Below are 24,162 nucleotides of genomic sequence, written 5' to 3'. Positions count from 1 at the left end.
GACAGGAGATGCTGGGTGGATAACGCCTGCTTTCGCAGACATTCTTCTGCTTTCTCAGGATGATTTATGTTCTGCCTTGCTATGTATTCATGCCAATAATCCCATTCATGGGCGTCCTGATTTCATGGCTCATACGGCTTAAAAATTCACTTTTGGCACGGCTCGCCTCCTCTGCCTTCCTGCGGGCCTCTTCTGCCGCAACATTTGCCTCCTGCATCCTTTTTTCGTTCCGGCTTATGCTGATATAGTAGAAAACAAAGGCGGCCGACAACAGCGTCAGTATAAATACCATCATCCCAATGGAGTTCCTGTTAAGGATGCCAATTAAATCGCTGATGGTGGAATCCACCACTTCATACGGAATAATGGTCAGCAGATACCAGTCCGTCCCCTGAATGGGGGCATAGTACATATACTGCTTTTCACCATCAACCTCATAGGATGACAGCCCTGAACCGCCGTTTTTCAAATCTTCCCGGACATCCTCCAGAGAATATCCCTGCTCAAACTCTGCATATTTGTGCAGTTTTGAAAAAATATTGGAGCTTTGGGTAAGCCTGCTGTTATAGCTGTTATTGATGATAAACTTCCCTGACCGGTCTATCATGCTGGAATAAGTTTTTGCATCCACTCTTTTCAGGGAGAGCTGGCTGTTGATGGCATTGATATCCAGACCAGCCAATACAGCTATCATTGTGTGTCCCCCGAAGGCAAATGGAGTGACCGAATCCCCAATCAGGATGATATCATCTCCCAGTATTGTCTCATTATAGGAAAGCAGATTCTTCTCTCCCTGAAGCAGCCGGCCGAGAAAGCTAATCTTGGAAGCGCCCGGAAACACGCCGTCTGCACAGTAGTACCTTCCCTCATCATCAACCAGTGCAAAAAAATTAAATTCATTGTGTTTCCGTGCCTGCTCTAAATATAACTTCAGGGATTCCGAATCTTCCAGGTCCTCCTTTTTCATGGATGCCACTGAAGTTCTGAGCTGTGAAAACTGGCTGTTGATACTGGTATGGAAATGCCCGATGGTCTGTGTTGTCAGTTCCCGTAAATAGAGTGTGTCCATCTCCACACCGGCCTTCTGCGAGGCTTTGGAGGATGCCTGTATCAGCCAGATAAAACAAAGGGTGCAGGCAGCTGTCATTATAATGAAAAATGAAACCACATACCAGTTATTTTTACAGTTTCTTTTTATCGCTTTACTCATTTTCTTCTCCTGCGATGATAATGCGCCCCTCCAAACCTGCCCTGATGGGTTCCATGTTATGATTCTCAAAGTATTTCCTTAAGGCATCGGCATATGTGGCATCTGTCTCTTTCACGATTTCTACATTCTTTGCCTTTGGTGCAGTATCACTGTATAGATTCAACATGGTATATCCGTCCCCATTATTATCCAGGTATCCATTGCGTCCTGCCATATAATCTGTGATTGCCAGCGTATACCAGGTATCCTCTTCCAGCGCAGAACCATCCGGCAGACTTACAGAAAGAAGCACGGCCGGTTTTTCATCCTCCATTGACCGGTAGGAATAACACAGGCCGGAAACCTGCAGAAAACGTCCGCCAGGCACCCCATCTCTGGCAGTCTGTGAGATGCCATTCTGAAGCATCTCTTCAATCACCCTGCCCTTTGCCCTGACAACAATTAATTGATTGGAATAAGGGCATACCGCATTCAAATCCTCCCCCCGGACATCCCCCTCATATAAACTGGCCCGTATCCCTCCACCGTTGATGACTGCAATATCGGAGCCGCAGTATTCCTTTACAGCATCTGCAACCAGATTGCCGATGGCTGTTTCTTCTCTTCTGGTGTTGTAATTTTCGTAGATAAGGTCTTCCTCCACACTTCCGGCCACGGACTGGTCATAGTCTACCTCTGAGGAACCATTCCTGCAGTAATCATCCACCAAGGCCAGTGCATCCCCTATCTCAGTTTTACAATCCAGAACAAGCGACATGTTTTTCCCAAAAAAACGAATGATATTGGACGGCATCTGCAAATCATAGATGTATCCCTGCTCAACGCAGTCTGCTATTCCTTCCGGCACCACGGCCTGGGAGGATTTATAGTCGGCCAGATATGAATAAAGGGCCGCGGTATCTTCCATCCATGCTTCCTGTCCTTCAGGCGTGGACAATAAATTCAGGATACGGATACATGCATCCAGCCTGCTTTTATCCGTTTCAAGAGCGCGGTTGATTCCGATATACCCGTCAGGTCTTGATATCACCCACGGCGCATTTCCCTCATCACTTAAATAGGGAAGCATGATAAACTCATATTGGCTGTCCGCACTGTTTAACTTTGTAAACATCTGCACATTGCCATAGGACAGCATCAGGGTTCCGCCCAGCATTCTGTCTTCACAGGGCATAGCATTCTTTGTCTTTAATGACAATGTACCTGCTGTCAGATATCCCTCGCCGGCCCACCCTTCTAATAAGCCCAGTCTGTCATCCCATGTACCGGAGAACCCGGCTGTTCCGGCATTAAAATCCGACATCCATTTAATCCCCTCTGCCGTCCCCAGAAAATCCGGCACCTGGGTACCGATGATATAGGTTCCAACTGAATCCGGCGACACCGTGGTAAGGCCAAACATTGCCTTATCCTCCCCAATGCCTTTACCCTGTTCCTTTCCAGCCTTTAAGATATCGCTCAGTTCCTCATTGGTAGCCGGAATCTGCTTACCAAGCTGCTCTGCCAGGGTCTTGTTTAAAATATATCCCTCGTATTGCCCGGGAAGGGGAATGTAGCGTGTCTGCCCTTCAATCATCACCGGACTGCTGACACTGCCCTGATAGACAGTGGCCAGAGTCTCCGCGCTTAAATCCATGACATAATCCCCAGCCTCCCCGGTTGGAAGGGTCGTAACCACAAGGTCCGTGCCATGCCCATTCCGGAGACGCCGTTCGCTGTCACCATTCATGGCAGCGGTTGTTGTCATCTCTATTTTCAAATCAATATCCGGATATTCTGTCTCCACCAGCTGCTCAAAATGCTTCAGATTCATAGGATACATCATTGATATTTCAATTTTCCGGCTCTCGTTTCCTTCTGACGCAGGCGGCTGGGAATGACACCCCATGGCAATAAGAGCCGTATTCAGACAGATTGCTGTTAATAAAAGTCTACTGTATCTCATATTGAATCCTCCCAATTGCAAACAATAATAGCCGAACCTGGTCTGCTTACCTTCTGGTATACATGTGGACATAGTTTACAGAAAATTATACCATAAAAACAGTGCAGGGACAACTGAATGAGACATTTCTTTTCATACTTCTCTGTCTGCAGGACGCAGCTGAGCCGGGGATTTATAAAAACGCCTCCGGAAAACAGAACATCCCCTGGCTCAAATACCCGAACCAGGGGATGTTATCTCTATTTTTCACTTCAAACAGCGTTTCCGCTTATTCATACAATTTAAACCTGCTGACCAGCTCTTCCAATACCAGGGCCTGGGAGGACAGTTCCTCACTGGCAGCAGCCAGTTCTTCTGAGGTTGCGGAGTTATTCTGCACTACATCCGATATCTGCCCCACTTCGGTTGTAATATGTGTAATGGACTGACTTTGGTATTTAGCTGCGTCTGCTATCTTATCCACGGTCATCACAACCTGCTTTGTGCTTTCCACAACCTGCGCCAGCGCACCTGCTGTTGCGTAAACCGCATTCTCCCCTGCTTCAACCGCAGCGGCTGATTCTTCAATCAATACCGCTGTATTTTTAGATGCCGCCGATGTTCTGTCCGCCAGACTGCGGATTTCTTTGGCGACTACTGCAAACCCCTTTCCGGCTTCACCCACCCTGGCAGCTTCCACAGAAGCATTTAAAGCCAGAATATTTGTTTGAAATGCTATGTCCTCAATTGTTTTTATAATCTTATAAATCTCACCGGACTTTTCGCTGATTACTTTCATTGCGTCCATCATTTCCTGCATCTTCTGGCTGCTCACAGTAACCTGTGCGCCGGCCTGGTCTGTCTGGACACGCGCATCACCTGCATTTTCCGCTGATTCGCTTACACGTTCCGATACATCATGCACGGCTGCTGCAAGTTCCTCAACCGAGCCTGCCTGTTCTGCTGCCCCCAGGGCAAGTGCCTGGGCTCCGGCAGATACCTGTTCACTGCCGTCTGCAACCTGCTTTGCAGAATGGCCAATCTGCATAAGAATACGGTTAAGGTTTACGCGGAGCCCTCTCATGGAAACCAAGATACGGTTATACTGGCCCCTGTAGTATTCTTCCGCCTGAGTCCGGACCCTGAAATCCCCTTCCGACATGGAACCAAGAATGCCGCTGATATCCGCAATGATAGTCTTCTGATAGCTGATTAATTCGCGTATGCTGTCCGACATCTTCCCTAACTCGTCTTTTGCTGTATAGGTTACAAGCACCCCGTCCAGCTCTCCCATTGCCAGCTTCCGGGCAGCATGCTCGATTTCATTAACGGGCCTGCGGATGCCGTTGGAAATGTAAAGTCCAAATAATAGTGCTGACACCACACTTAAAACCATGATTATAATTACGACGGCAATGGCAGCGTTCTGTGCGTGCGCCCCCTCCGCCACCATAAACTGCGCATTCTGTCCGGCTGCATCCGCTATCTTCTGAAGGGTATCCGACATCTGGTCCAGAAGCGGGATATAATTGGATTTCATAACCTGGTAGGCTTCCCCGCTTTTTTCCGATTCTATCAGCCCCAGCACCTGGTCGCGGTATACGACAGCCCGTTCTAAAAGTGAATCGACCTGGTCCACCATCCCAATATCTCCCTTGAATGCTTCCCGGATTACAGGGAATGCAGAACGCATATTTCCAAGATGCTTGTGCGCATTTGCCACGGACGCTTTGGTATCATCCATATCCGAATCCAATATGGCATTCAGGATATCCGCCCGGGCAGCCTGCATTTCCCGCTTTGCCATCCACACATTAACTGTAACCGTATAATTGTTATCATAGAAGGAAGTCAGGTTATTACCAATCTTATTCAGCATGAACAGAGCTGCGGTACTTGCCGTCAGGCATATAACGATAATAACAGCATACGATAATAACAGCCTTGCCCTTATTTTCATATTCCGTAAATGTTCCAGCATAATTTCCTCCCGGCGATAATACTATATTGCTATCTTAAGAATTCAGACATGGTTCTATAAAGTACGTCTACATCAATGGGCTTTGCAATATGGCCGTTCATTCCTGCTGCCAGCGCCTCTGCCTCATCTTCATGAAATGCATTGGCCGTCATGGCAAGAATCGGTATTCTGCCGGCATCCTCATGACTGCTCCGGCGTATGGCTCTGGCTGCTTCGTATCCATCCATCACAGGCATTTGAATGTCCATCAATATAAGGTCGTAATAACCCGCTGCACTGGCATTAAAACGGTCAACCGTCTCTTTGCCGTTTTCCGCACAGATAATTTCAGCACCGGTTGCCTTCAGAAGCTCCACTGCAATTTCCCGGTTCAGTTTATTATCCTCCGCCAGGAGAAGGCGCTTTCCTTTAAGTGATTCGGCCAATGCTTTGATTTCCTCCCCTGCGTCTCTGTCCTGGCCAAAAACAGCGGATAGAACATGGCAGAGAGAGGATTCAAACAATGGTTTGGCAATAAATGCATCTGCCCCCGCTGCTTTTGCCTCCTTCTCTATTTCGCTCCAATCATATGCTGAGATAATAATAACCAATGTATCCGGTCCCAGTTCCCGGCGGATACGGCGCGTCACTTCAATACCGTCCATTTCCGGCATCTTCCAGTCCACAAGACATACATCATAGTCACAGGCATCCTCATGAGCCTTTACCACCATCCGGACAGCTATACTGCCCTGCTGGACCCAGTCCGCATCAATCCCCATTCTTTTCAGCAGCATACTTGCATGGGTGCAGGCCACCTCATCATCGTCCACTACCAATACTTTGAGATTGTCCCAGCCGCCGATTTCCGGTTTGTCCGCTTCCTCCGGGACCTCCAGGGGCAGCTCTACCGTAAAAGCGGTTCCCTCCCCCTGTTTACTTTTTACCCGGATTTCACCGCCCAGCAAGCCAACCAGATTCTTCGTAATGGCCATGCCCAAACCAGTGCCCCCATATTTCCTGGATACGGTGCCGTCTTCCTGCTCAAAGGGAGTAAAAAGATGCTCCAGGAATTCTTCACTCATGCCAATACCGCTGTCCTCCACAAGAAAGGTCAGCTTTGTATGTCCATTTTTCACCGGTGCCTGACTGACCACCAAGCGAATGATGCCTCCTGCAGGTGTGAACTTTATGGCATTTGAAAGCAGGTTTAATAAAATCTGGTTCATCCGGAGCGAATCCCCGATTACGGTTTCTGATACCATATTTTTGAAGTTGCATTCAAACACACTGCCTTTGGCGGCTGCCTGCGAGTATATGGCCGGAACAATTGATTCAAACAGCTGCTGCAGTTCAAACTCCTCATGATTGACGGACAATTTTCCTTCTTCTATTTTCGACATATCAAGAACATCATTAATCAGCGCCAGCAGATGCTTCGAACTAAGTACAATTTTAGAGAGGCAGTCCTTTACCCTGTCCTTATCATCCAGATTTGTTCCTGCAATTGTTGTCATACCCACAATGACGTTCATGGGTGTCCGGATTTCATGGGACATACGGGAAAGAAAATCCTTTTTGGCATTGCTGGACTGCTGGGCAAGATACAGGGCATCCCGCAAATCATGTTCCCTGGCAGCCATGGCTTCTATATTGCGCCGCTCCTGTCTGCTTGACAGAATTGTCAGTCCAATGGTTGAAAAGGCAATTATCAGGGAAATGCAGGTTGATACAATCCCGGCTTTTTTAACCTGAACGTTTAAGCTGTATATCTTGGCGTCCGCAAAATCAATGATTGTCTTTAAACACCCGCTGACACTGTCATAATAGGGATATACATTTGCGTCCATATATTCCCTGACCTCATCCTCTGCATGATTATACGCATAACCGACTGCTTTGGTCTGAACTTCAATCAGTTTATCCATTGCCTCCTGCAGGTCATCTACATCCTTAACCGGTCCCAGATACAGCCTGCGGATATTTTCGATTTCCTCATTCTGCATATCATAGCGGGACTGAAAAAAGGAATCTTTATCATCCTTTGACTGAAAGGCATGTGTCATAAGTATGCCGGAAAAACGTTTCATATCCCACAGACGTGAGCGCATTGCCCTGGCGCTGTTTGATACTGCATAGGGATGTTCATACATTTTCTGGGCATTTTGATTCATTCCATATGTAATCAATATGCTGACCCCGGAAAAGAAAAAGGCTGCAATACAGATTAGCAATGATATTTTTGACAGCTTCAATGAGGATTTTCTTTCTTTATTCATTATGATATTTTCCTATCTTATCTTCGGCAATGGCGGCCTGCGTGGTATTCCACAAAGGGAATGTTTTATAAAAGGATACAGCTGAAAAAATATACCCCCAGGCTATAAGTTCCCTCTATTTCCCATAACCTTTCCTTCCGGCATCAACCCTGTTCATGATGGGTACTAATTGATTGTACCATGCTTTACATAAGCATGCAATGCTTATATCTGCATATTTTCAACAAACCTGCTGGGCAGAAAAAGAACACTCCAGGTAGTGAATTCAGGTTTTGAATTGACGTGGAATGGAGTTTATGCTATATTACATACATACAAAATGTATCTATATTGAATATTGCTGTATAAGGAGGAAAAAAATATGAAAGAAACAAAGCTTGATAAGCAGAAAAAGAACCTTGTAGAACTTGGCGTAATGGAAGAATCAGATACGCTGATTGATTTTTTTCAGGCCAGTTACATTGAACGCCTAATTGGAAAATGGGGTCAATGGAAGAAGGGCTGGGCTTATTTTACGGAAAAACGGCTGATTGTGACAACCGGTTTATTGGAAAAAAACATTGTTATTCCCTATGAAAATATCCGGTCACTGGAAAAATGCTCACAGAGCTTTATGCCGATTGGGATTGCCATTACTTATGAGGACAAGGAGAACGGTGAAATCATAACCGATAAAATTTCTATGATGAAGCGGGATAAATGGATGGCTTTTATGGAGGAACGCTGTAAAACAAAATGATACGCTGCAGATTGAGGATGGAGTGCCTTCATGGTTTTAATGTGCTTTTCTTTTAAAAGCCGCAAGCGTCATCTGCATCACAGCCCAGGCCTCCGGATGGGCTGTGATGCAGATGGATTTACAGTAATTCCGCACCCATAACATCATTTTATTTCACCCGTCTGCCCTTTCACCTGCACCGGCAGCCTGAATTTCTCATACCAGTCATACACCGGCTTCTCGAACCGCAACCTGATTTCCTCTTCCCCCTCTTCATAAAATGCATGTATGCCTGCCAGACGGCTGGTCACATAGGAACACTTGCCCCATCTGTCCCGGTATGGGTTCAGTGGGTCCTCCTCCTCCTGGGCCGCCCGGATATAACGAAGGCGCAAAAAACGGTTTCCCTTCAAAGCAACATCTGTCTTCAGCCAAACCGTAGGACGTCTGTCTTCCGCCTCATTCTCTCCAAGGATTCCCGCCGGCCAGGGTTCTTCTTCTTTTTCAACTGACGTAATGCGGATGATACAGTCCTCAAGCTCCGCCTCCAAATCCAGTTTTGTCTGTTCCTGCACAATTGGGATATGCAGCCATCCGGACTGCTCGCTGGTTGCCAGACTAATCTTACTGCACTCCAGGAATATTTCTCCCTGTTTAAACTGCTCCGGTATCTCAAAGCAGTAAGGGGTCCCGGCCCATAGCTCCATCCGGCTGTTAAACTCCGGGGATGCCATGTACAGATTCATATTGTCCTGTGTATATGTACGTATTCCATATCCGGTTTTCCCATCTGCTTCACAGGACAGTCCTGAAATTTCAGGGGAAACACCGCGGGTGGTATATGGAGTCACCTTCAATCCCTCCTCTGTCCACTCCCCCACAGCCATAAGTCCGGCGCCTTCTTTGATAACCATCCCCGGGATGTCCTCCACACAGGGATACACGTCAGCTTTTATATATTCAACCGTAAATCCGTCTGTAAATCCCGGAATTTTAATCTGGTAACTGCCTCTGGGCCCTGAAGTGTCAAACTTTACCTGATTTGAATAATATCCAAACAGGGTGGTCACAAATCCGTTATCCAGATACTCACCGTACTGTCTTTTGCACATGGTCTGATTCGCACGAAAGCTGCCCTGAGGAATGCCAGCCCCGGTTATGGTGTTCGTAAAATGGTCTTTCTGGTATTCTCCTGCCGCACCCTCGGCGCTGCTCCTGTATCCCGCCCTGATTTCAAAGCTGCTGCGCCCGTAAATTCCTTTTTCAGAATCAATGGGGAAAAAATCCAGATGCCGCAGCTCCCTGTCTTCCTTCTCCAAAGCTCCGGTATTTTCTTCCTGCTGCTTTAAAAGCTGCTTCGCCTCTTCCTGCGGAATTTCGGTAATGGAGTAGTCCTCCAGCCTGACCAGATAGCCGAATATTCCATCGTGATACACAGAAGACACCAGCCAGGCTTTAGCTCCTTCGGTTTCAATTGCAGCCGGTTCCTCCTTCATGATGTAAACCGGCAACTGGCCCGCTGAAAAGATTCCGTATCCCTCTGCCAGCTGGATTCCGTTAACGATTTGGTCTGCATCTGATATTTCCCCGCTCTCCTTTGCGCAGGAAACCACGCTGAAAGCCAGAACCACCAGAAGAATCCCAGCCAGAACCTTCCGTTTTAAACCATTCGTACTGCGCTTCTCTCTCATCGTCATCAACAGTACCCTCCTATATGTAAAACACGCACCGCATTATGAGTTTCTTTTGGCATTTTCATAGGCCGCATCTCCCTGCCGAATCATGTTTGTCTGTTCTGTTTTTTCCATTCTACCACAATTCCCAGTGCGTGGAAATCACTTCTTTTTCAGCCGGTTTTCCAACCCTCCGGGTATGTTATTTGTGGTTTGCAAACCTACATTTATACCGGCACAAGAGTTTACCTGTACCTAAGGTTTGGGGGCAAACTCTTTTTGAAACACGATATAAGGATACGAAGAATATCTTGACATAACCAGCGTTTGAATTTAGAGTAAAAGAAAGAAGTGTGTCCGCCTAAGAGATGTATGCAGATGGAGGGAAACGCTATGGAAATATTTGAAGCGCAGATTAAACAGGATGAGGGCGGCAGGCTGACGGTAGCCGATATTCCTTTTGATGCAAAAGACGTTTTCCATCAACAAAAGGGGACCCTATTTGTATATGGAACAATCAATCATATTGCGTACCGCTGCAAGTTGTTATCTCGTGGTAAAGGCAGATTTGTTGTGGTCGTGGATAAGGCGTTGCAAAAAGCCGCTGGTTATAATGGGGAAGCAATGACTGCACAGATTACAATGGATTGCAATGCAGCCGTAAGTGTTCAAACAAACGGACATCTGCTGCCTATCGTATTCGAAAATTTACTTCTGGAGCTGTCAGTAAAGATATCTTAAATACAATTTTAAGTGCCGGTTTATCTGCACCTACGGCTAAAAATAAGCGCCCATACCAATTCTGTGTGATTACGGAAAACACGCTTTTATCTGAATTAGCGTGTACTAAGAAGTTGATAATTGCTAAACTTTTACTGCCTCCTAAGGTAGAACCTATTACCGTAATTGCAATAGGCTGGCCAGACGAAGTAAAGGAATTATGCAAACGATGGGAGCCGGAAAAGATACATTTCAATAAATGGTAATGAAAGAAGGGTTACAGTCAGATGTATGAAAGAATGCTAAATAAGCAGGTCGTTCCAACCGTTGAGGAAATGACAGCATATTGCGGCGAAAATGCAGAATTATTTACTCAGCTAAACAAATGGCTGTCTAACGAATTTTTCACTGAGCAAAAAATCGTGTTTCCATATGGTAATCGTTATGGGTGGGGAATTGCCCATAGAAAAAAACAAAAGCTGCTGTGTAATATTTTTGCAGAGGATAACGCTTTCACAGTAATGGTAAGATTATCCCATGTGCAGTTTGAATCCATATATGGAAATATGCAAAAATACACGCAGGAATACATAGATGATAAATATTCCTGCGGTGACGGGGGATGGATTCATTACCGTGTTACGTGTAAAGAGCATTTGGACGATATTAAAAAAATATTAGCTGTAAAATGCTCCCATTAATCATCAACTTATTTTGCTGTTTCCAATATTGGCAGGCAGGGCGCAGCGGTACACACTGTGCCGCTGTGCCCTGCGAACGCTCCGCAGGCGGAGCGGCTGCCTGCCCCCGTATTTTCCAGCATAGTAAACTGTAAGCTGATTTAGTCAATAACAATTTTAACAGGAGAACACGTTCCACTATTGCACATACTTTCAGAAACACTACAAGCAGCAATGCCTAACCTGATATCCATCAGTGCCTCTAATACAATCTTGTCACCTGATTTAGAAACCGGTTTTTCCACTGAAATACTGCCGTCACTCTTAATTTTCGTGTGCATGAACAAGTTGACTGGTGTAATAATGGTATGATATGCTCCAAGGGCCTTATTTATATTATCCAGGCAGTTGGGATGCCCCTTCCCATTTATTTTTCCTCCATAGTTATCAATTGGGGAACACGAATATTAGCTACATTATGAAACCTGTATTTTTCTACCATATGCTTCTTCATACAAACCAAATTGTAACGGTAACAATCTGCAATACCATCTGCAAAGGAAACATCATTGCCTTCCCTTAACTGCTGAAACGCTAAAATTACTTGCTTATTGAGATGTGAAAGTGTATGTTTCTTGGAGGGATAATAAGCAAAATGGTGCCCCCATTCAAGAAGATGATTGGTTTCAGATAATATAACATATAAAGGTTCTAACGTGGTATGTTTCATTATGGATTCCAAAATATCTGTTAAATAAATAGAGCCGGGAAAAGTAAATCTGTCTGCCAGCTCGTCCAGTTCTGCTTTAGTAAACCGCGGAGCTGCAGCTAAAGCTGCCGGACGAATAATCAAAACCATCAGCTGTAAGGCATGAAGGTAGCGTAACGCCTTTTCTACATACCCGGAATTAAGTGCCAGCTGATGAAGTTTAGTATCATCCGGTTCTATAACTATGGTGCCTTTACCATTTAACGTTTTTACGAAGCCTCTCTGCTCCAGTTCTGCCAATGCCTTTCTGACTGTCGATAAAGAGACATCATACTGGCTAGCCAATTGCTTTTCATATGGAAGATACATTCCAACAGAATATTCCCCAAGGCCTATTTTCAGATTCATGTCATCAACAATTTTAGAGTAATAATAATCCTGACCACGCATAGGATTCCACGAAAACTTCAAACCAGTTTGTTCAGGACATTTTGGCGTTGTCTCTGATAAGTAATCTAAGGTTTTTTCAACGGTATCCGTAAGTTCTTGATACATATTTGATAACCGGCTGTACTTTGTGAGTGAATCACCGCCCTTTAATGTATCTATAATAACACTGGCTACAGATACATCCCTCTGCAAAAAGTGCTTAGTGAAATAAGGACAGTCCTCTGCAAAGAATGCAAGCTTACTATAAAGGCCAAATGTAGAATAGAGTTCGCTGAATAGGGAATTACCACCTATTCTTAGTATATCATATCCTAATTTAAAAGGAGAAGACCATCCACCTAAGGCATGTCCTAAACGTAATGCTTTCATGGCCTGTTTATAGTGAGGCATTATCTCCACATCACATCCCTGCAAAGCAAAAACCATAAGTGAAGGTAATATTAGAGAAAACGTCTGATATACCTGTAAAATGCCCTCCCTCTGTTTTAAAATCTCGAAAACAGTATTTGATGAATTACAACTATCTTTTTTTGAAACAACAACTGGTGCAAGACGAGGCTGAATATCAACCAGCCCTTCTGCCCTTAATGCGTCAAAGACACGGTTAATCGTATATCTGCTTACATGAAATTGCTCGCAATACATTCTTGAAGATGGCAAAGCATTTCCAGGCGGTATTTGGCCCTCCAAAATACACTGCTTAATTTCATTATATACAAATGTAAATTTTGTTTCCTGTGGTTTCATACCCCGCCTCCTCTCTGTCTGAATTATACCATGACAAACCAATTTTGTCAGTATCAATAGGCTTAAACCTATTTGCACACCTTACCAATATGGTTATTGCCAATATATAAGCAAAGTAGTTATAATAAAACCGTAAAATGACGGCACCAAGAAAGGTATGATGGCAATGTCTATGAGGAGGGAATATATATATGAATCTAAAAATATCATCTATGAGTATCAATAAAAACAATATTGCAACACGATTTCTTATATATAGCTTCATCGGACTTCTATTCTTTAGTATTGCTGTTTTCAGTCTGCTCGGAATCTATATGAGCCGAAAAAGTAAAAAGACCGTTTATGAAATTGGGAATATATATATGTCTGGAATGAATGAACAAATGTCCAGGCACTTTGAAACTGTGATTAAATTACGTTTTAATCAGGTCAGCGGCATTGTTTCTGTTGTTCCAACAGATAGCAACGATAAAGAGAATCTATATGAAGAACTTATTTACAGGGCCCAGGTCAGGGGGTTTGACTATTTAGCTCTTTGTTCTGCCGAGGGGGATTTTCAGACACTTTATGGACAATCCATACGGCCACTTAACCCAGAACCTTTTGTAGAAGCATTATTACTGGGGGAACAACGAGTGGCTGTAGGCGTTGATTCTGCTGGAAATGAAGTGGTATTGTTTGGCGTTGATGCTGCTTATCCAATGCACAATGATGATAGGAGCACTGGCTTGATTGCAGCCGTTCCTCTGGAATATATTACCGACTTCCTTTCCCTAGAGGATGAAAGGCAGCTGTTGTATTATCATATAATCAGGCCAGACGGTAGTTTTGTAATACAGAATACTAACTATGAGTTGCGGCTTTTCTTTGAACAACTACAAAGGCAGCTTGATTCTGCAGCAAATGAACTATCTGCGGAAAAACCTATTAAAGAATTTTGTGCTGCTCTAAAAAACCATGAAGAATATGCAACAACATTTGAAGTAAATGGTGAAGAACGGCAAATTTATGGCATATCATTGCCCTATTCTGAATGGTATTTAGTATCGGTAATGCCTTATAGCATATTGGACAATGCCATAAATAATCTGAGCAGCCAGCGTATGCTCATGACATTATTGTCATGTGTATCTGTTTTGATTATTTTAACATTGATTTTTCTTCGGTATTTCTCCATAACCCGTTCTCAGGTGCATGAATTGGAGGAGGCCCGTCAGGTGGCTCTTGAGGCAAGCAGAGCTAAAAGTGAATTTTTAGCTAATATGAGCCATGATATCCGTACACCCATGAATGCAATCGTAGGCATGACCGCGATTGCCGCAGCCCACATAGATGACCGGAAACAGGTGCAGAATTGCCTTAGAAAAATTACATTGTCGAGTAAACATCTATTAGGGCTGATTAATGATGTTTTGGATATGTCTAAAATTGAAAGTGGTAAATTAACTTTAACAATAGAGCAAATTTCATTAAAGGACGTAGTTGAAGGAATCGTTAACATTATGCAGCCGCAGGTTAAGGCTAAAAAGCAAACCTTTGACATACATGTTGAACATATTCTAACAGAGAATGTGTGGTGCGATGGTGTCCGCTTGAATCAGGTCTTGTTAAACCTCTTATCAAATGCAACAAAGTATACACCGGAGGGCGGCTCGATACAATTATCCCTTTCTGAGGAAAAATCTCCAAAAGGAGAAAACTATATCCGAATCCATATCAAAGTCAAGGATAACGGAATAGGTATGTCGCCAGATTTTCTCAAAAAAATATATGAATCCTATAGCCGTGCAGATGGAACCAGAATACATAAAACTGAGGGTGCCGGTTTGGGAATGGCGATAACTAAGTACATTGTGGACGCAATGAAAGGAACCATTGATATAATAAGCGAGCCTGATAAAGGTACCGAATTTCATCTCACGTTTGATTTTGAAAAGGCGGTTTCAGTTGAAATGAAAAACGGCCAGGCATTAAAACAAAATATTAAGCTATCCGGACGCCGTATCCTGCTGGCTGAAGATAATGAGCTTAACAGGGAGGTTGCAAGTGAATTATTGTCTGACTCAGGCATAGAACTGGATTGGGCAGAAGATGGCCAGATATGTCTGGACAAGTTCCAACGTTCACCAGAGGGATATTACGATGCCATTCTTATGGATATACGGATGCCTCATATGACAGGCTATGAGGCTACAAGGGCAATCCGGGGAATAAACCACCCGGATGCCTTATCTATCCCAATCATTGCTATGAGTGCAGATGCGTTTTCTGATGACATACAGCATTGCCTGGAATGCGGAATGAATGCCCATATAGCAAAGCCTATCGATGTTATGGAATTGACCCGCTTATTAAAAAGATTTTTAATATAAATCCGGCCCGACTTTTCCGGCTTCTGCTCTGCCTTCAGCCTCATTCCACGGAATACTCATGGACCAGCAGCTCCTGCCGGAAAAGAATCGGTCGCCAGCTATCGCTTCACTGCATGCTAACGATATACTTATCTTACCTACCTGCTTGTACACTTTTGTAGCCGTTGTGATTTACACATTAAAGCCCCGCTAAGTTCTTCCATTTATTCAGGTCTCACTATATCCCATATCAATTTAACCCTTCCATCCTTTACCGGGCTGATGGAGCCGGATGCCCGTATTGCTTCAGCCATCATTTCATTGTTGGCTCCTGCATCCGGATATTCCTGTACTACCCTGGTAATATAACATTCATCTATACAACCGGCTCTGGCAGCAACTGTGTAGACGGATGTATCGTTAAGCTCCCCACCGTCAGCCAGGGTGATGCTGCGCACATTTTCAGCCTCACCCGCCCATGGCGCATACTCCACCCTCAGCCCGGCAGGGGCGTATAGAATATTCACCTCTGCGCCGTTGATAATGGGATGCTCCATCAGTTCCCGGAGTGCAGCCCCGGTAATCTCATAGGTGGTCAGGTAATCGTTGGCGCCTGTACCCTGTTGTATGAACCGCTGTGGATATACGATGCCTCCCTCGTATATAGCTGCAATGTTGGACCGGTAAAAATAATTATTAGGTACCAGTGCGATATCTGCCCCGGTCAGCTGCTGCATGACATCAGCGATATAGATACTGGTCTCCAGTATGGTAAACGGTTCTCTGGCAGTCCCAATAGGCTCTGTCTCCAACAGCATCAGCTCGTTGATGGGCTCAAAACGGTCAGCAGCTGAAATCATCTCCTCCATGGTCATTTTTCCTGTGGTCCAGTCATAAAACACAGAAACGTAATCATTGGAGCCGAAATAATCTGCAAAGAAAACGCGGCCGGACTGAATGCAAGCCTCGATGTCATCAAAATCAAATACAGCCTCCTGCTGATAGGATGTCAGACTGCTGACGCCGGAAAAGGATTGGAACAGGGCGCTCTGCCCCTCATTTGTACTCAGATAATCCATAATAGCCAGGATGATTTCCTTCTTATCCCGGTTCTCCATTGCCTGCCTGGAGGCCGATAGCTTGGTACCCGATACCATGTGCAGCCATCGTTCTCCCGGCACTTCTGTGGGAAACCCGATAAAGTCAATCTGGCAGTCCGGCTGCTCTGTTTTGTACAGGGATACGATATCCAGGTTTGAGATTATCATGGCGGATGTACCTTCGTACATTCCGTGGCGGATTTCTGTGGCGCTGGATGAGAAATCGTCTTCCGTTATGATTCCTTTTTCGTATAACAGCTTCAGGGTGCCGAACATGGGCTCCAGCAGCCCCCGGCAGGAACCCTCTTGCTGAATAAAGGAATTGTACCGGGTCTGCTTATCCAAATCAGAGAGAACCTTGTCGTAGCTGAGCCCCAGTGCTGTGGATTCAATCGTCGAATAGTATTTCAAGCAGACATTGAAGGGGCGGATTCCCTTTTCGGAGATTGTATCGCACAACGTATAAAACTCTTCTAAAGATTCCGGGGCTGTCCAGCCATATTGTTCAAATACGGTCTTGTTATATGCAATCCCCACCACTGTATTTGCAATGGGTATCTGAAAGAGCTTCCCTCCGATACTCATAGTGTTGAGGGCTGAGAGATTATATCGGCTGACAACTCCTTCTGCAGACAAATCATATAAAAAGTCGTTGTCAGGTGCCACACGGGTGACAAACATTAAATCCGGAAGGGAATCGGCCCTGCTCTGCAGCGCCATATATGCGATAGGGTCTGTACCAGCCAGCGATTCTACAAAAATAACGTCCAGCTCCGGAAATCTTTCCTCAATTGCCGCCTCCAATGGCGCCTCATCGAAAGCCTGGTATTTTCCTATGGTAATGACTGTCTTACCGTCCTCGACCGGTTTATAGGTCAATATCTCATTCTCCGCTTTTAAACCTGCAATACTATCCGCTGGGGATACCGGAGCGGATTGGGAGCACCCTGAAAGCAGGATAAGTCCGGTCAGGGCTGCGGCTTTTAAATCTTTCTTTTTCAATTCGGGCACCTCACATTACATATTTTTTTAATATTCGCTTCAACTCGGCTAAGTCTACCGGCTTTGCCAGATGGGCCTGCATTCCTGCGTCTAAGGAGCGTTGGGTGTCATCGTCAAAGGCGTTTGCAGAGAGCGCCACAATGGGTATGGCTCCGCTGTCCGGGTGTTCGGATGCGCGGATTTGCTTTGTTGCTTCCAGCCCATCCATGACCGGCATCTGAATGTCCATCAGTATCAGGGAGTAGTACCCCGGCTCTGACTGCGCGAATTGTTCCGCCGCGTCCCGCCCATGCACAGCCGTATCTACCACAAATCCCATCTCTTTCAGCAGCATGGATATGATTTCACGGTTAATGTCATTATCCTCTGCAACCAGAACCCGCCGATTCCTAATCCGCACGGACAGCTCCTTGTCAGATTCAGCCTCGCCCGTGACGGCTGACATAGGGATAGTGGACAGGGGAATGGTAATTGTAAATATGCTGCCAATTCCCATTTCGCTTTCTACCGTAATATCTCCACCCATCAGGGATACCAAACTGTTCACAATGGAAAGACCAAGCCCGCTCCCTACATAAGCACTGGTAAGAGACGAAAACTCCTGTTCAAATGGCGTAAAGATTCGGCTCAGGAAGTCCTCGCTCATACCAATGCCGGTATCCTGTATGCTAAACCGGATTCTGCTGTGTTTGCTGTCAATAGGCTGCGCGGCATAATCCACAACAATCCTTCCTCCCTCCGGCGTGAACTTTATTGCATTAGAAATTATATTTATCAGACACTGACGTATCCGCACCGAATCGCCGATAAAATCGGTATTGATAGGACTCTCTATGTTTAGTGACAGGGACAGATTCTTTTCCCGGGCAGGAATCTCCTCCATCTGCATCACATGGTCCAATAGCTCCTCCATGCTGAACTGCCGCCTGCTGATGGTCATCTTTCCGCTTTCAATTTTGCTCATATCCAGCACATCATTGATAATGGAGACCAGGTAAGAGCTGGACATCTTAGCCTTTTTCAGACAATCAAGAACCACCTCTTTGTCATCCGGAGAGTTGAGAGCTAATTCATGCATTCCAATGATTGCGTTCAACGGAGTCCGGATGTCGTGGCTCATTTTATCCAGAAAATCATTTTTTGCTCTGGCCTTTGCCTGTTCCAGTTTGACCGCCTGGTTGCGTTTCATCATAAACAGCAGGGTAGACAGCACCAGGGCTGCCAATATAAGAACTACAAGGGCGCTCAGAAGAATAACGCTGCGCATTTGGCCGTAAGTGTCTTTTGCGGTAACAGAGATTGGAACCGCAATCACAATCCCGCGGTCCGCGTCCACACTCACACTTTGAATCAGCCATGTCATACCTCCCAAATCTGTGATGCACTGGTAAGGCGCTTCATTGATAACAGCATTTTGAAGCTGCTCCAATTCCCTCCGGGCAATGCCCGCCTGATTCAGAATGTTGTAAAGATTGTATCCTTTAAATACCTCATTGGCCTCCGCCATCTGGGGGCGCATTACGATGAAACCATGAATATCAATTACATAAGAGGCGCCCATTCCGCTGTACAAGGGTATTGTAGCCACGTCAGCGTAGAGCCGGGCATCTACCGGCTTTACAAGGCCCACGTACTCCACGCCGTCCAGAATCACTCCATCCAGGCCTGAAGAAAACAACCAGTAATCCCCCCTGGTCTGAATGGTGGCAAAGGTGGAGACTACATCTGCTCCCTGTACGATATTCATACGCAGGTCGTTATCCTTAATCAGCCAGGTACTCCCATCGGGAGCATGGAATTTTCCGTCCGCAGTCACTAAGAGAAAATCACCGCTGTCGGCAAACATTCTCCTCACTTCTTCCATACTGGCTGCACATGAATTTTCAAGGAGTGTGACCAATTGTCTGGTCTCTCCTAAATAGGAATCCTTCAGCATGGTTACTTTATCAGAAAGCAGATACCCAATCTGTTGGACCGCTTCCACACGCTCATTCAGGATAGACTGGTTCAGCCTCTGATAAGAACGGACAAACAACAGGATACTGGCAACAGCCGCCACCGCCATGACAGAGATAAGAACCCATTTATGATTATCTGAAGTATGTTTTACTTTATCTGCTTTGCTTTTCTTCATGGCAGGTTCCTTTCTATAGAGAATGCACCTTCTGTACGGCCATCTCTATTGGGTGAGCAGCTGTTTGATTAATGGTTTATGAAGGGTAATGTCATAGTCTAAACCTCCTCCTGTCCCATAATAAAATCATACAAGGTCTGATAAAGCCGCTCCGGGTCAATAGGCTTAGCCAGGTGGGCATTCATTCCCGCGGCCTTGCTTTTCTCAATATCATCATCAAACGCATTGGCCGTCATTGCGATAATTGGAATCGTCCTGGCATCGGCATTGGTCATGTGCCGGATGTTGTTTGCCGCCGTGAGGCCGTCCATCTGCGGCATCCGTATGTCCATGAGGATAGCATCGTAATAGCCGGTCCCGGATTTGCTGAATATCTCAATGGCCCGCAATCCGTTTTCCGCTGTTTCCACAAAAAAGTTTTTATTCTCAAGCAGTGCGGCAGCTACTTCGGTGTTGATTGCATTGTCTTCTACTAAGAGAATCCGCCGTCCTGTAAAGTCATATTCAGCCGTCTGTTTCCGGACTGCCTGCTCATCCTGCTCTCCCAGCACTTTGGTAAACACGGAAACCAGAGAAGACTTAAACATAGGCTTACTCATCAGCAGGTTGACACCAGCCAGCTTCGCTTCATGTTCAATGGCCGCCCAGTCGTAGGCAGTCATGATGATGATGGTGACATCCGGCCCTACAATGGTCCTGATTCTGCGGGCAGTCTCAATCCCATCCATCTCCGGCATTTTCCAGTCAATCAGGACCATATCAAAATGGTCGCCGGTACCCCAAAGCTCCTGTACCCGGTTCACTGCTTTATAACCGCTGTCCACCCACTGGGCGGTGACTCCCATCTCCCGGAGCGTTCCGACCGCACTTTCACAAACAGCCACATCATCGTCCACCACCAGGGTTTTAAGACGGGAAAAATTATAGTTGATTTTCTTCTTGGCATAGCGGAGTTTTGCTTCCTCCGTAACTCCCAGTTTTATATCCACTGTAAACTCTGAACCGATTCCCTTGATTGTCCGCACATTGATTCGGCCGCCCATCATGTCCACGATATTTTTGGAAATCGATAGGCCCAGCCCGGTACCGCCATACAGCGCTGTCGTGCCAATGGACTCCTGGGAAAATGGCTCAAATATGCGGGGCAGAAACTCTTCATCCATTCCAATTCCCGTATCATTTATGATAAAGCGCAGTTTCGCGCCGTCCTTTGTCTTTCTATGCGGAGCAGCAGAAAATGTAACCTTACCGCCTTCACCGGTAAACTTGATGGCATTGGATAGGATGTTGATAAGAACCTGCTGCAGTTTCATGGCATCGCCGATATAAAAATCATCCAGAGTGGGGTCCACGATGCACTCATACTCAACCCCTTTGGCGGCTGCCTGACCGTAGCAGATATCGTTTAGGCCCTTCAGGAACTCCTCAGTGGGGATTTTTTCGTTTTTAAGGAGCATCTTGCCGCTCTCAATCCTGCTCATGTCCAGGATGTCATTGATGAGGGAGAGCAGAAAACGGGAGGAGATACCTATTTTAGAAATACAGTCTGCCACATGTTCATCATCTCCGATGGACTGGGCAGCAATAGCGCTCATGCCAATGATGGCGTTCATAGGTGTGCGGATTTCATGGCTCATGCGGGAAAGGAAATCCGTCTTGGCTGCATTGGCTTGTTTTGCAGCAGCAAGTGCGGCGGCCAGAGACGCTCTTTGCTGCTGCTCCTGACGGATGATGTCGGTGACATCCGTGCGCGCAATACAGACCCGGCCCAGTTCCTCACTGATATAAAAAATCTGGTACCGTTTAACCCGGGGATTCCCGTATTCATCGCGGGTTTCCGCCATAAAATTGTAGCTGCTCTGCCCGGATAACGCCTTCTGCATATATGTAAAATCCAGCTTAGAAAGATACTCCTTCTGAGCCTCCGCCTCCATAGTGTTATTTGCAATATTTCTGGCTTCCTCCTGAAACCGGCCTTTCCCAGGCATCATGCTCTCGGTTCCGGGGTGGAAGGATACCACATGGTAGGTATCATTATAGATGTCGATGTCGGAAATAATCTCATAATCCAATTCGGTCACTTTATTGATAAGCTGCTCCTGCATTTTCTGCTCTGTAACGTCAACAGTATAGAAGAAAGCAATCACATCGCCGCTCTCCGGATTTTGATGGAACCTGTAGTTTGTTTTACTCCAGAAAGCTCCTCCGTCATTGCGCCTGCGGAGGAATTCAAAGTGGATATCCGTCTCTCCGGCAGCAACGCAGTCCAATACCCGGGCCCGCCCCAGGGTCCTGCGGATATGGCTGCCATATTCGGTGTCCACCGCGGAAGACGCAAAATTGTGGATAGCCTGCTCATAGGTGTCCCCCAGCCGGGTGATAGCCGAGGCAGCCGTGGCCTGATAACTTTCCACCATATCCTTTGTCACATTGACCTTGCCCTGGATGCTCCCCTCCGCAGAAGCCGTCTGGGCAAAATAGGCCAGTTCCTTTTCATAAAGCTCCCGGACCCGTTCCTGGGACAGCTTTTCTTCTGTTATATCTACAAAAACACCGTAGAAATACTGATTGCCATCATCACCGGACAAGAGCTGAGCCTTCAGTGACACCCATTTAATACTGCCGTCTTTACAGACCAGCCGGTGTTCATCCCGGATGGTTTCCCCGCGTCCCCCACCTGCAATCAGCCTTGCCCGTACAGCTTCTAAGTCTCCCGGATAAATAACCGCAGCCATCTGGTTTCCCAGCGCTCCAAACTCCTCGCGGGTGTACCCCAGGAATTCGTATAGACCGTCATTGGCATCGGCAACGGAAAACCCCTCATCGAACCGGACCCTGAACACCGCACCGGGAACGTTATTGTATAGGTGCATAACCTCGGCCTGGGCCTGCCTCTGCCGGGCTATGTTTTCCATAACCAATGCACGCGGATAGTGTTCTTCACCGCACTGGCTGTTTCCAGGCTCGGCAAACCACAGTGTACGGAATCTCCAATGCTCATGTATCCGGACCAATGTAAAAAACGCCCGCAGCCTCCAGCTGTACTTTGTATTTTTGAGAGTAATCCCTATGGATATATTTCTGGTCCGTTCATCGATTACCTGCTCCTGAAAAAGCATAAGTTCAAACGAAAAGGGCTCCGGAATCTCCTGCAAGTCCCGTATTAAATACTCCTTCATTTCCTCGGAGCTATAGGCAAATTCATCCTCACCCGTGCCCACGAAGCAGACCTCATCAGGAGCCAGAAAAAAGTGGGCCTTATCTGCGTTGCGCTCTTCAAACCAAGCACTGCAAAACGCCTGCACAGTTTCCAGCGCTGTCATTTTTGTCGCTATATTACTCATCCTCGTGTTCCTTTCCAGAGCCCTTTATTTCTATCATTCCGTTTCCGCTGCTTTTGTTCATACATTTTTTTGTCCGCCTCCGCAATGAGCTGTGCGGCCCCGGAGAACAGACGACTGTCAGCCACCCCATAGCTGACGGAAATGGGAAGGAGAAATCCTTCACCCTCCTGCCTGGCCAGCCTCTCATTTACATCTGCAAGTCTCCGCTCTACCTCATCCATTGGCAAACCGCGTATGAGACACAGGAACTCATCGCCACCATAACGAAACAGCATATCCTGATTTCTTCGGAACATGTGGCGGAGCTGGTCCGAAACAGTCCTGAGGTAGCGGTCCCCTTCGGTATGGCCATATACATCATTCATCTGTTTCAGACAATCCAAATCCACAAAGCAGAGAAGAAAGGGAATGCCCTGGTTAAACAGGGATGCCAGCACCTCCAGTGCATGCTGACGGTTAAAAAGCCCTGTCAGTCCATCATGTACAGCATCCTGATACAGCTGAGGTACAATCTGCTGCCAGGCCGCCAGTTCATGCTCCATTGCCTTATTTTTATGTTGGTAATCCGTCAAAAGGCATATGCGCCAAGTGTACCAAATAGCAATATGATATCCGATGATAGCAAACAGACAGGATTTAATACTCCAGCCCTTGAGCAGCAGGTCGTTGTAGGGGGCGGAGTAGAGAATCAGGTTTAGAAAGAGGTAAAAGAATAGGCCTGCCATCATTTCCAAGAGGAATTTCTGATGCTTGGGGTAGCGCAGGATTAGCCTCAGCCGGTGAATATAAGCTGGTCTGGTGAAGACACGGAGAATAATCCCTGTGAATAGAAAGCCTAAAGGCACGGGAATGCCCTTCAGGTTACCCAGATATCTGGTGTGGTTATCAAAATTTTGAAGCGGCAGGCCGGTGAGAATGGAGATTACTGCACGGCAAAGGATATTAATTGCTAAGCCGCAGATGATGCCGGTAAGCGTACTGAACAGAGAACATCGTCTATCCCGGCCGGTATACAGCAGGGTTTCCAGTAAGAGCGCCGCTGCAAAGATGGACCAATTGGCGACCAGATGTAATTCCAGTATACTGCAGACTACAAAAATGATATAGTTGAGGACAAAGCATAATAAGACATAGCGGACACCCAAGCTTTTCATTTGTTTT

The 24,162-nt window shown here is 46.1% G+C and carries 16 protein-coding genes; 5 read left to right on the top strand and 11 right to left on the bottom strand.

Annotated features, from left to right (window positions below):
* Positions 1-79: 79 nt before the first annotated feature.
* From FGS84_RS00585 to FGS84_RS00570, 4 genes are all read right to left on the bottom strand, one after another.
* Positions 80-1,210, bottom strand: a complete 1,131-nt coding sequence (locus FGS84_RS00585; RefSeq protein ID WP_138305808.1) for a histidine kinase dimerization/phospho-acceptor domain-containing protein — start codon at positions 1,208-1,210, stop codon at positions 80-82.
* Positions 1,203-3,155 carry a 5'-nucleotidase C-terminal domain-containing protein gene (locus FGS84_RS00580; protein WP_171042509.1) on the bottom strand — a complete coding sequence of 651 codons (1,953 nt, stop codon included), beginning with the start codon at positions 3,153-3,155 and terminating at the stop codon, positions 1,203-1,205. Before FGS84_RS00580 ends, FGS84_RS00585 begins: the two co-directional genes overlap by 8 nt.
* A gap of 268 nt (positions 3,156-3,423) precedes the next feature.
* On the bottom strand, positions 3,424-5,115 hold the full coding sequence (locus FGS84_RS00575; RefSeq protein ID WP_138305806.1) for a methyl-accepting chemotaxis protein: 1,692 nt from the start codon (positions 5,113-5,115) through the stop codon (positions 3,424-3,426).
* 29 nt (positions 5,116-5,144) lie between these two features.
* Positions 5,145-7,373, bottom strand: coding sequence for a response regulator (locus tag FGS84_RS00570; RefSeq protein WP_138305805.1), 2,229 nt, complete (start codon positions 7,371-7,373; stop codon positions 5,145-5,147).
* Positions 7,374-7,734: 361 nt separating this feature from the next.
* Here FGS84_RS00570 and FGS84_RS00565 point away from each other — a divergent pair, with 361 nt between their 5' ends.
* Positions 7,735-8,112, top strand: coding sequence for a PH domain-containing protein (locus FGS84_RS00565; RefSeq protein WP_138305804.1), 378 nt, complete (start codon positions 7,735-7,737; stop codon positions 8,110-8,112).
* A gap of 143 nt (positions 8,113-8,255) precedes the next feature.
* On the opposite strand, the gene FGS84_RS00560 is transcribed toward FGS84_RS00565, so the two are convergent.
* Positions 8,256-9,788: a hypothetical protein gene (locus tag FGS84_RS00560; RefSeq protein WP_138305803.1), complete on the bottom strand. Its 1,533-nt coding sequence runs from the start codon at positions 9,786-9,788 to the stop codon at positions 8,256-8,258.
* Positions 9,789-10,157: 369 nt separating this feature from the next.
* Between FGS84_RS00560 and FGS84_RS31320 the strand changes: the two genes are divergently transcribed.
* The 3 genes from FGS84_RS31320 to FGS84_RS00550 are packed head-to-tail and all read left to right on the top strand — an operon-like array spanning position 10,158 to position 11,185.
* Complete coding sequence (locus FGS84_RS31320) at positions 10,158-10,505, top strand: DUF1905 domain-containing protein (RefSeq protein WP_227146139.1); 348 nt, start codon at positions 10,158-10,160, stop codon at positions 10,503-10,505.
* Complete coding sequence (locus tag FGS84_RS31315; RefSeq protein WP_227146136.1) at positions 10,412-10,750, top strand: nitroreductase family protein; 339 nt, start codon at positions 10,412-10,414, stop codon at positions 10,748-10,750. The genes FGS84_RS31320 and FGS84_RS31315 overlap by 94 nt, the downstream gene beginning before the upstream one ends.
* A gap of 21 nt (positions 10,751-10,771) precedes the next feature.
* Positions 10,772-11,185 (top strand): DUF3788 domain-containing protein, encoded by a 414-nt coding sequence (locus FGS84_RS00550; protein ID WP_138305802.1) that lies wholly within the window; start codon positions 10,772-10,774, stop codon positions 11,183-11,185.
* Positions 11,186-11,325: 140 nt separating this feature from the next.
* Here the strand turns inward: FGS84_RS00550 and FGS84_RS00545 are convergent, their stop codons facing one another.
* Together FGS84_RS00545 and FGS84_RS00540 are read right to left on the bottom strand one after the other, a co-directional pair.
* On the bottom strand, positions 11,326-11,559 hold the full coding sequence (locus tag FGS84_RS00545) for a DUF1989 domain-containing protein (RefSeq protein WP_347563771.1): 234 nt from the start codon (positions 11,557-11,559) through the stop codon (positions 11,326-11,328).
* Between the two features lie 32 nt (positions 11,560-11,591).
* The gene (locus tag FGS84_RS00540; protein WP_138305801.1) at positions 11,592-13,070 is read right to left on the bottom strand and encodes a GntR family transcriptional regulator; all 1,479 of its coding nucleotides are present in this window, start codon (positions 13,068-13,070) and stop codon (positions 11,592-11,594) included.
* 191 nt (positions 13,071-13,261) lie between these two features.
* Here FGS84_RS00540 and FGS84_RS00535 point away from each other — a divergent pair, with 191 nt between their 5' ends.
* Entirely contained in the window at positions 13,262-15,442 is a 2,181-nt protein-coding gene (locus tag FGS84_RS00535; protein ID WP_347563745.1) for an ATP-binding protein, read from the top strand.
* Positions 15,443-15,645: 203 nt separating this feature from the next.
* Here FGS84_RS00535 and FGS84_RS00530 read toward each other — a convergent pair whose 3' ends face one another.
* The 4 genes from FGS84_RS00530 to FGS84_RS31310 form a co-directional block, all read right to left on the bottom strand.
* Entirely contained in the window at positions 15,646-17,523 is a 1,878-nt protein-coding gene (locus tag FGS84_RS00530) for an extracellular solute-binding protein (RefSeq protein ID WP_171042508.1), read from the bottom strand.
* Between the two features lie 10 nt (positions 17,524-17,533).
* Positions 17,534-19,657, bottom strand: a complete 2,124-nt coding sequence (locus tag FGS84_RS00525) for an ATP-binding protein (RefSeq protein WP_138305799.1) — start codon at positions 19,655-19,657, stop codon at positions 17,534-17,536.
* 98 nt (positions 19,658-19,755) lie between these two features.
* The gene (locus tag FGS84_RS00520) at positions 19,756-23,001 is read right to left on the bottom strand and encodes a response regulator (RefSeq protein WP_207739812.1); all 3,246 of its coding nucleotides are present in this window, start codon (positions 22,999-23,001) and stop codon (positions 19,756-19,758) included.
* The gene (locus FGS84_RS31310; protein WP_243129790.1) at positions 22,998-23,729 is read right to left on the bottom strand and encodes a GGDEF domain-containing protein; all 732 of its coding nucleotides are present in this window, start codon (positions 23,727-23,729) and stop codon (positions 22,998-23,000) included. Before FGS84_RS31310 ends, FGS84_RS00520 begins: the two co-directional genes overlap by 4 nt.
* Positions 23,730-24,162 lie beyond the last annotated feature (433 nt).

The organism is Clostridium sp. 1001271st1 H5 (assembly GCF_005845215.1).
In the GTDB taxonomy this organism is placed as follows: domain Bacteria; phylum Bacillota; class Clostridia; order Lachnospirales; family Lachnospiraceae; genus Enterocloster.
Note: the sequence above shows the minus strand (reverse complement) of the source record. Positions and strands in the feature narration are given on the sequence as shown.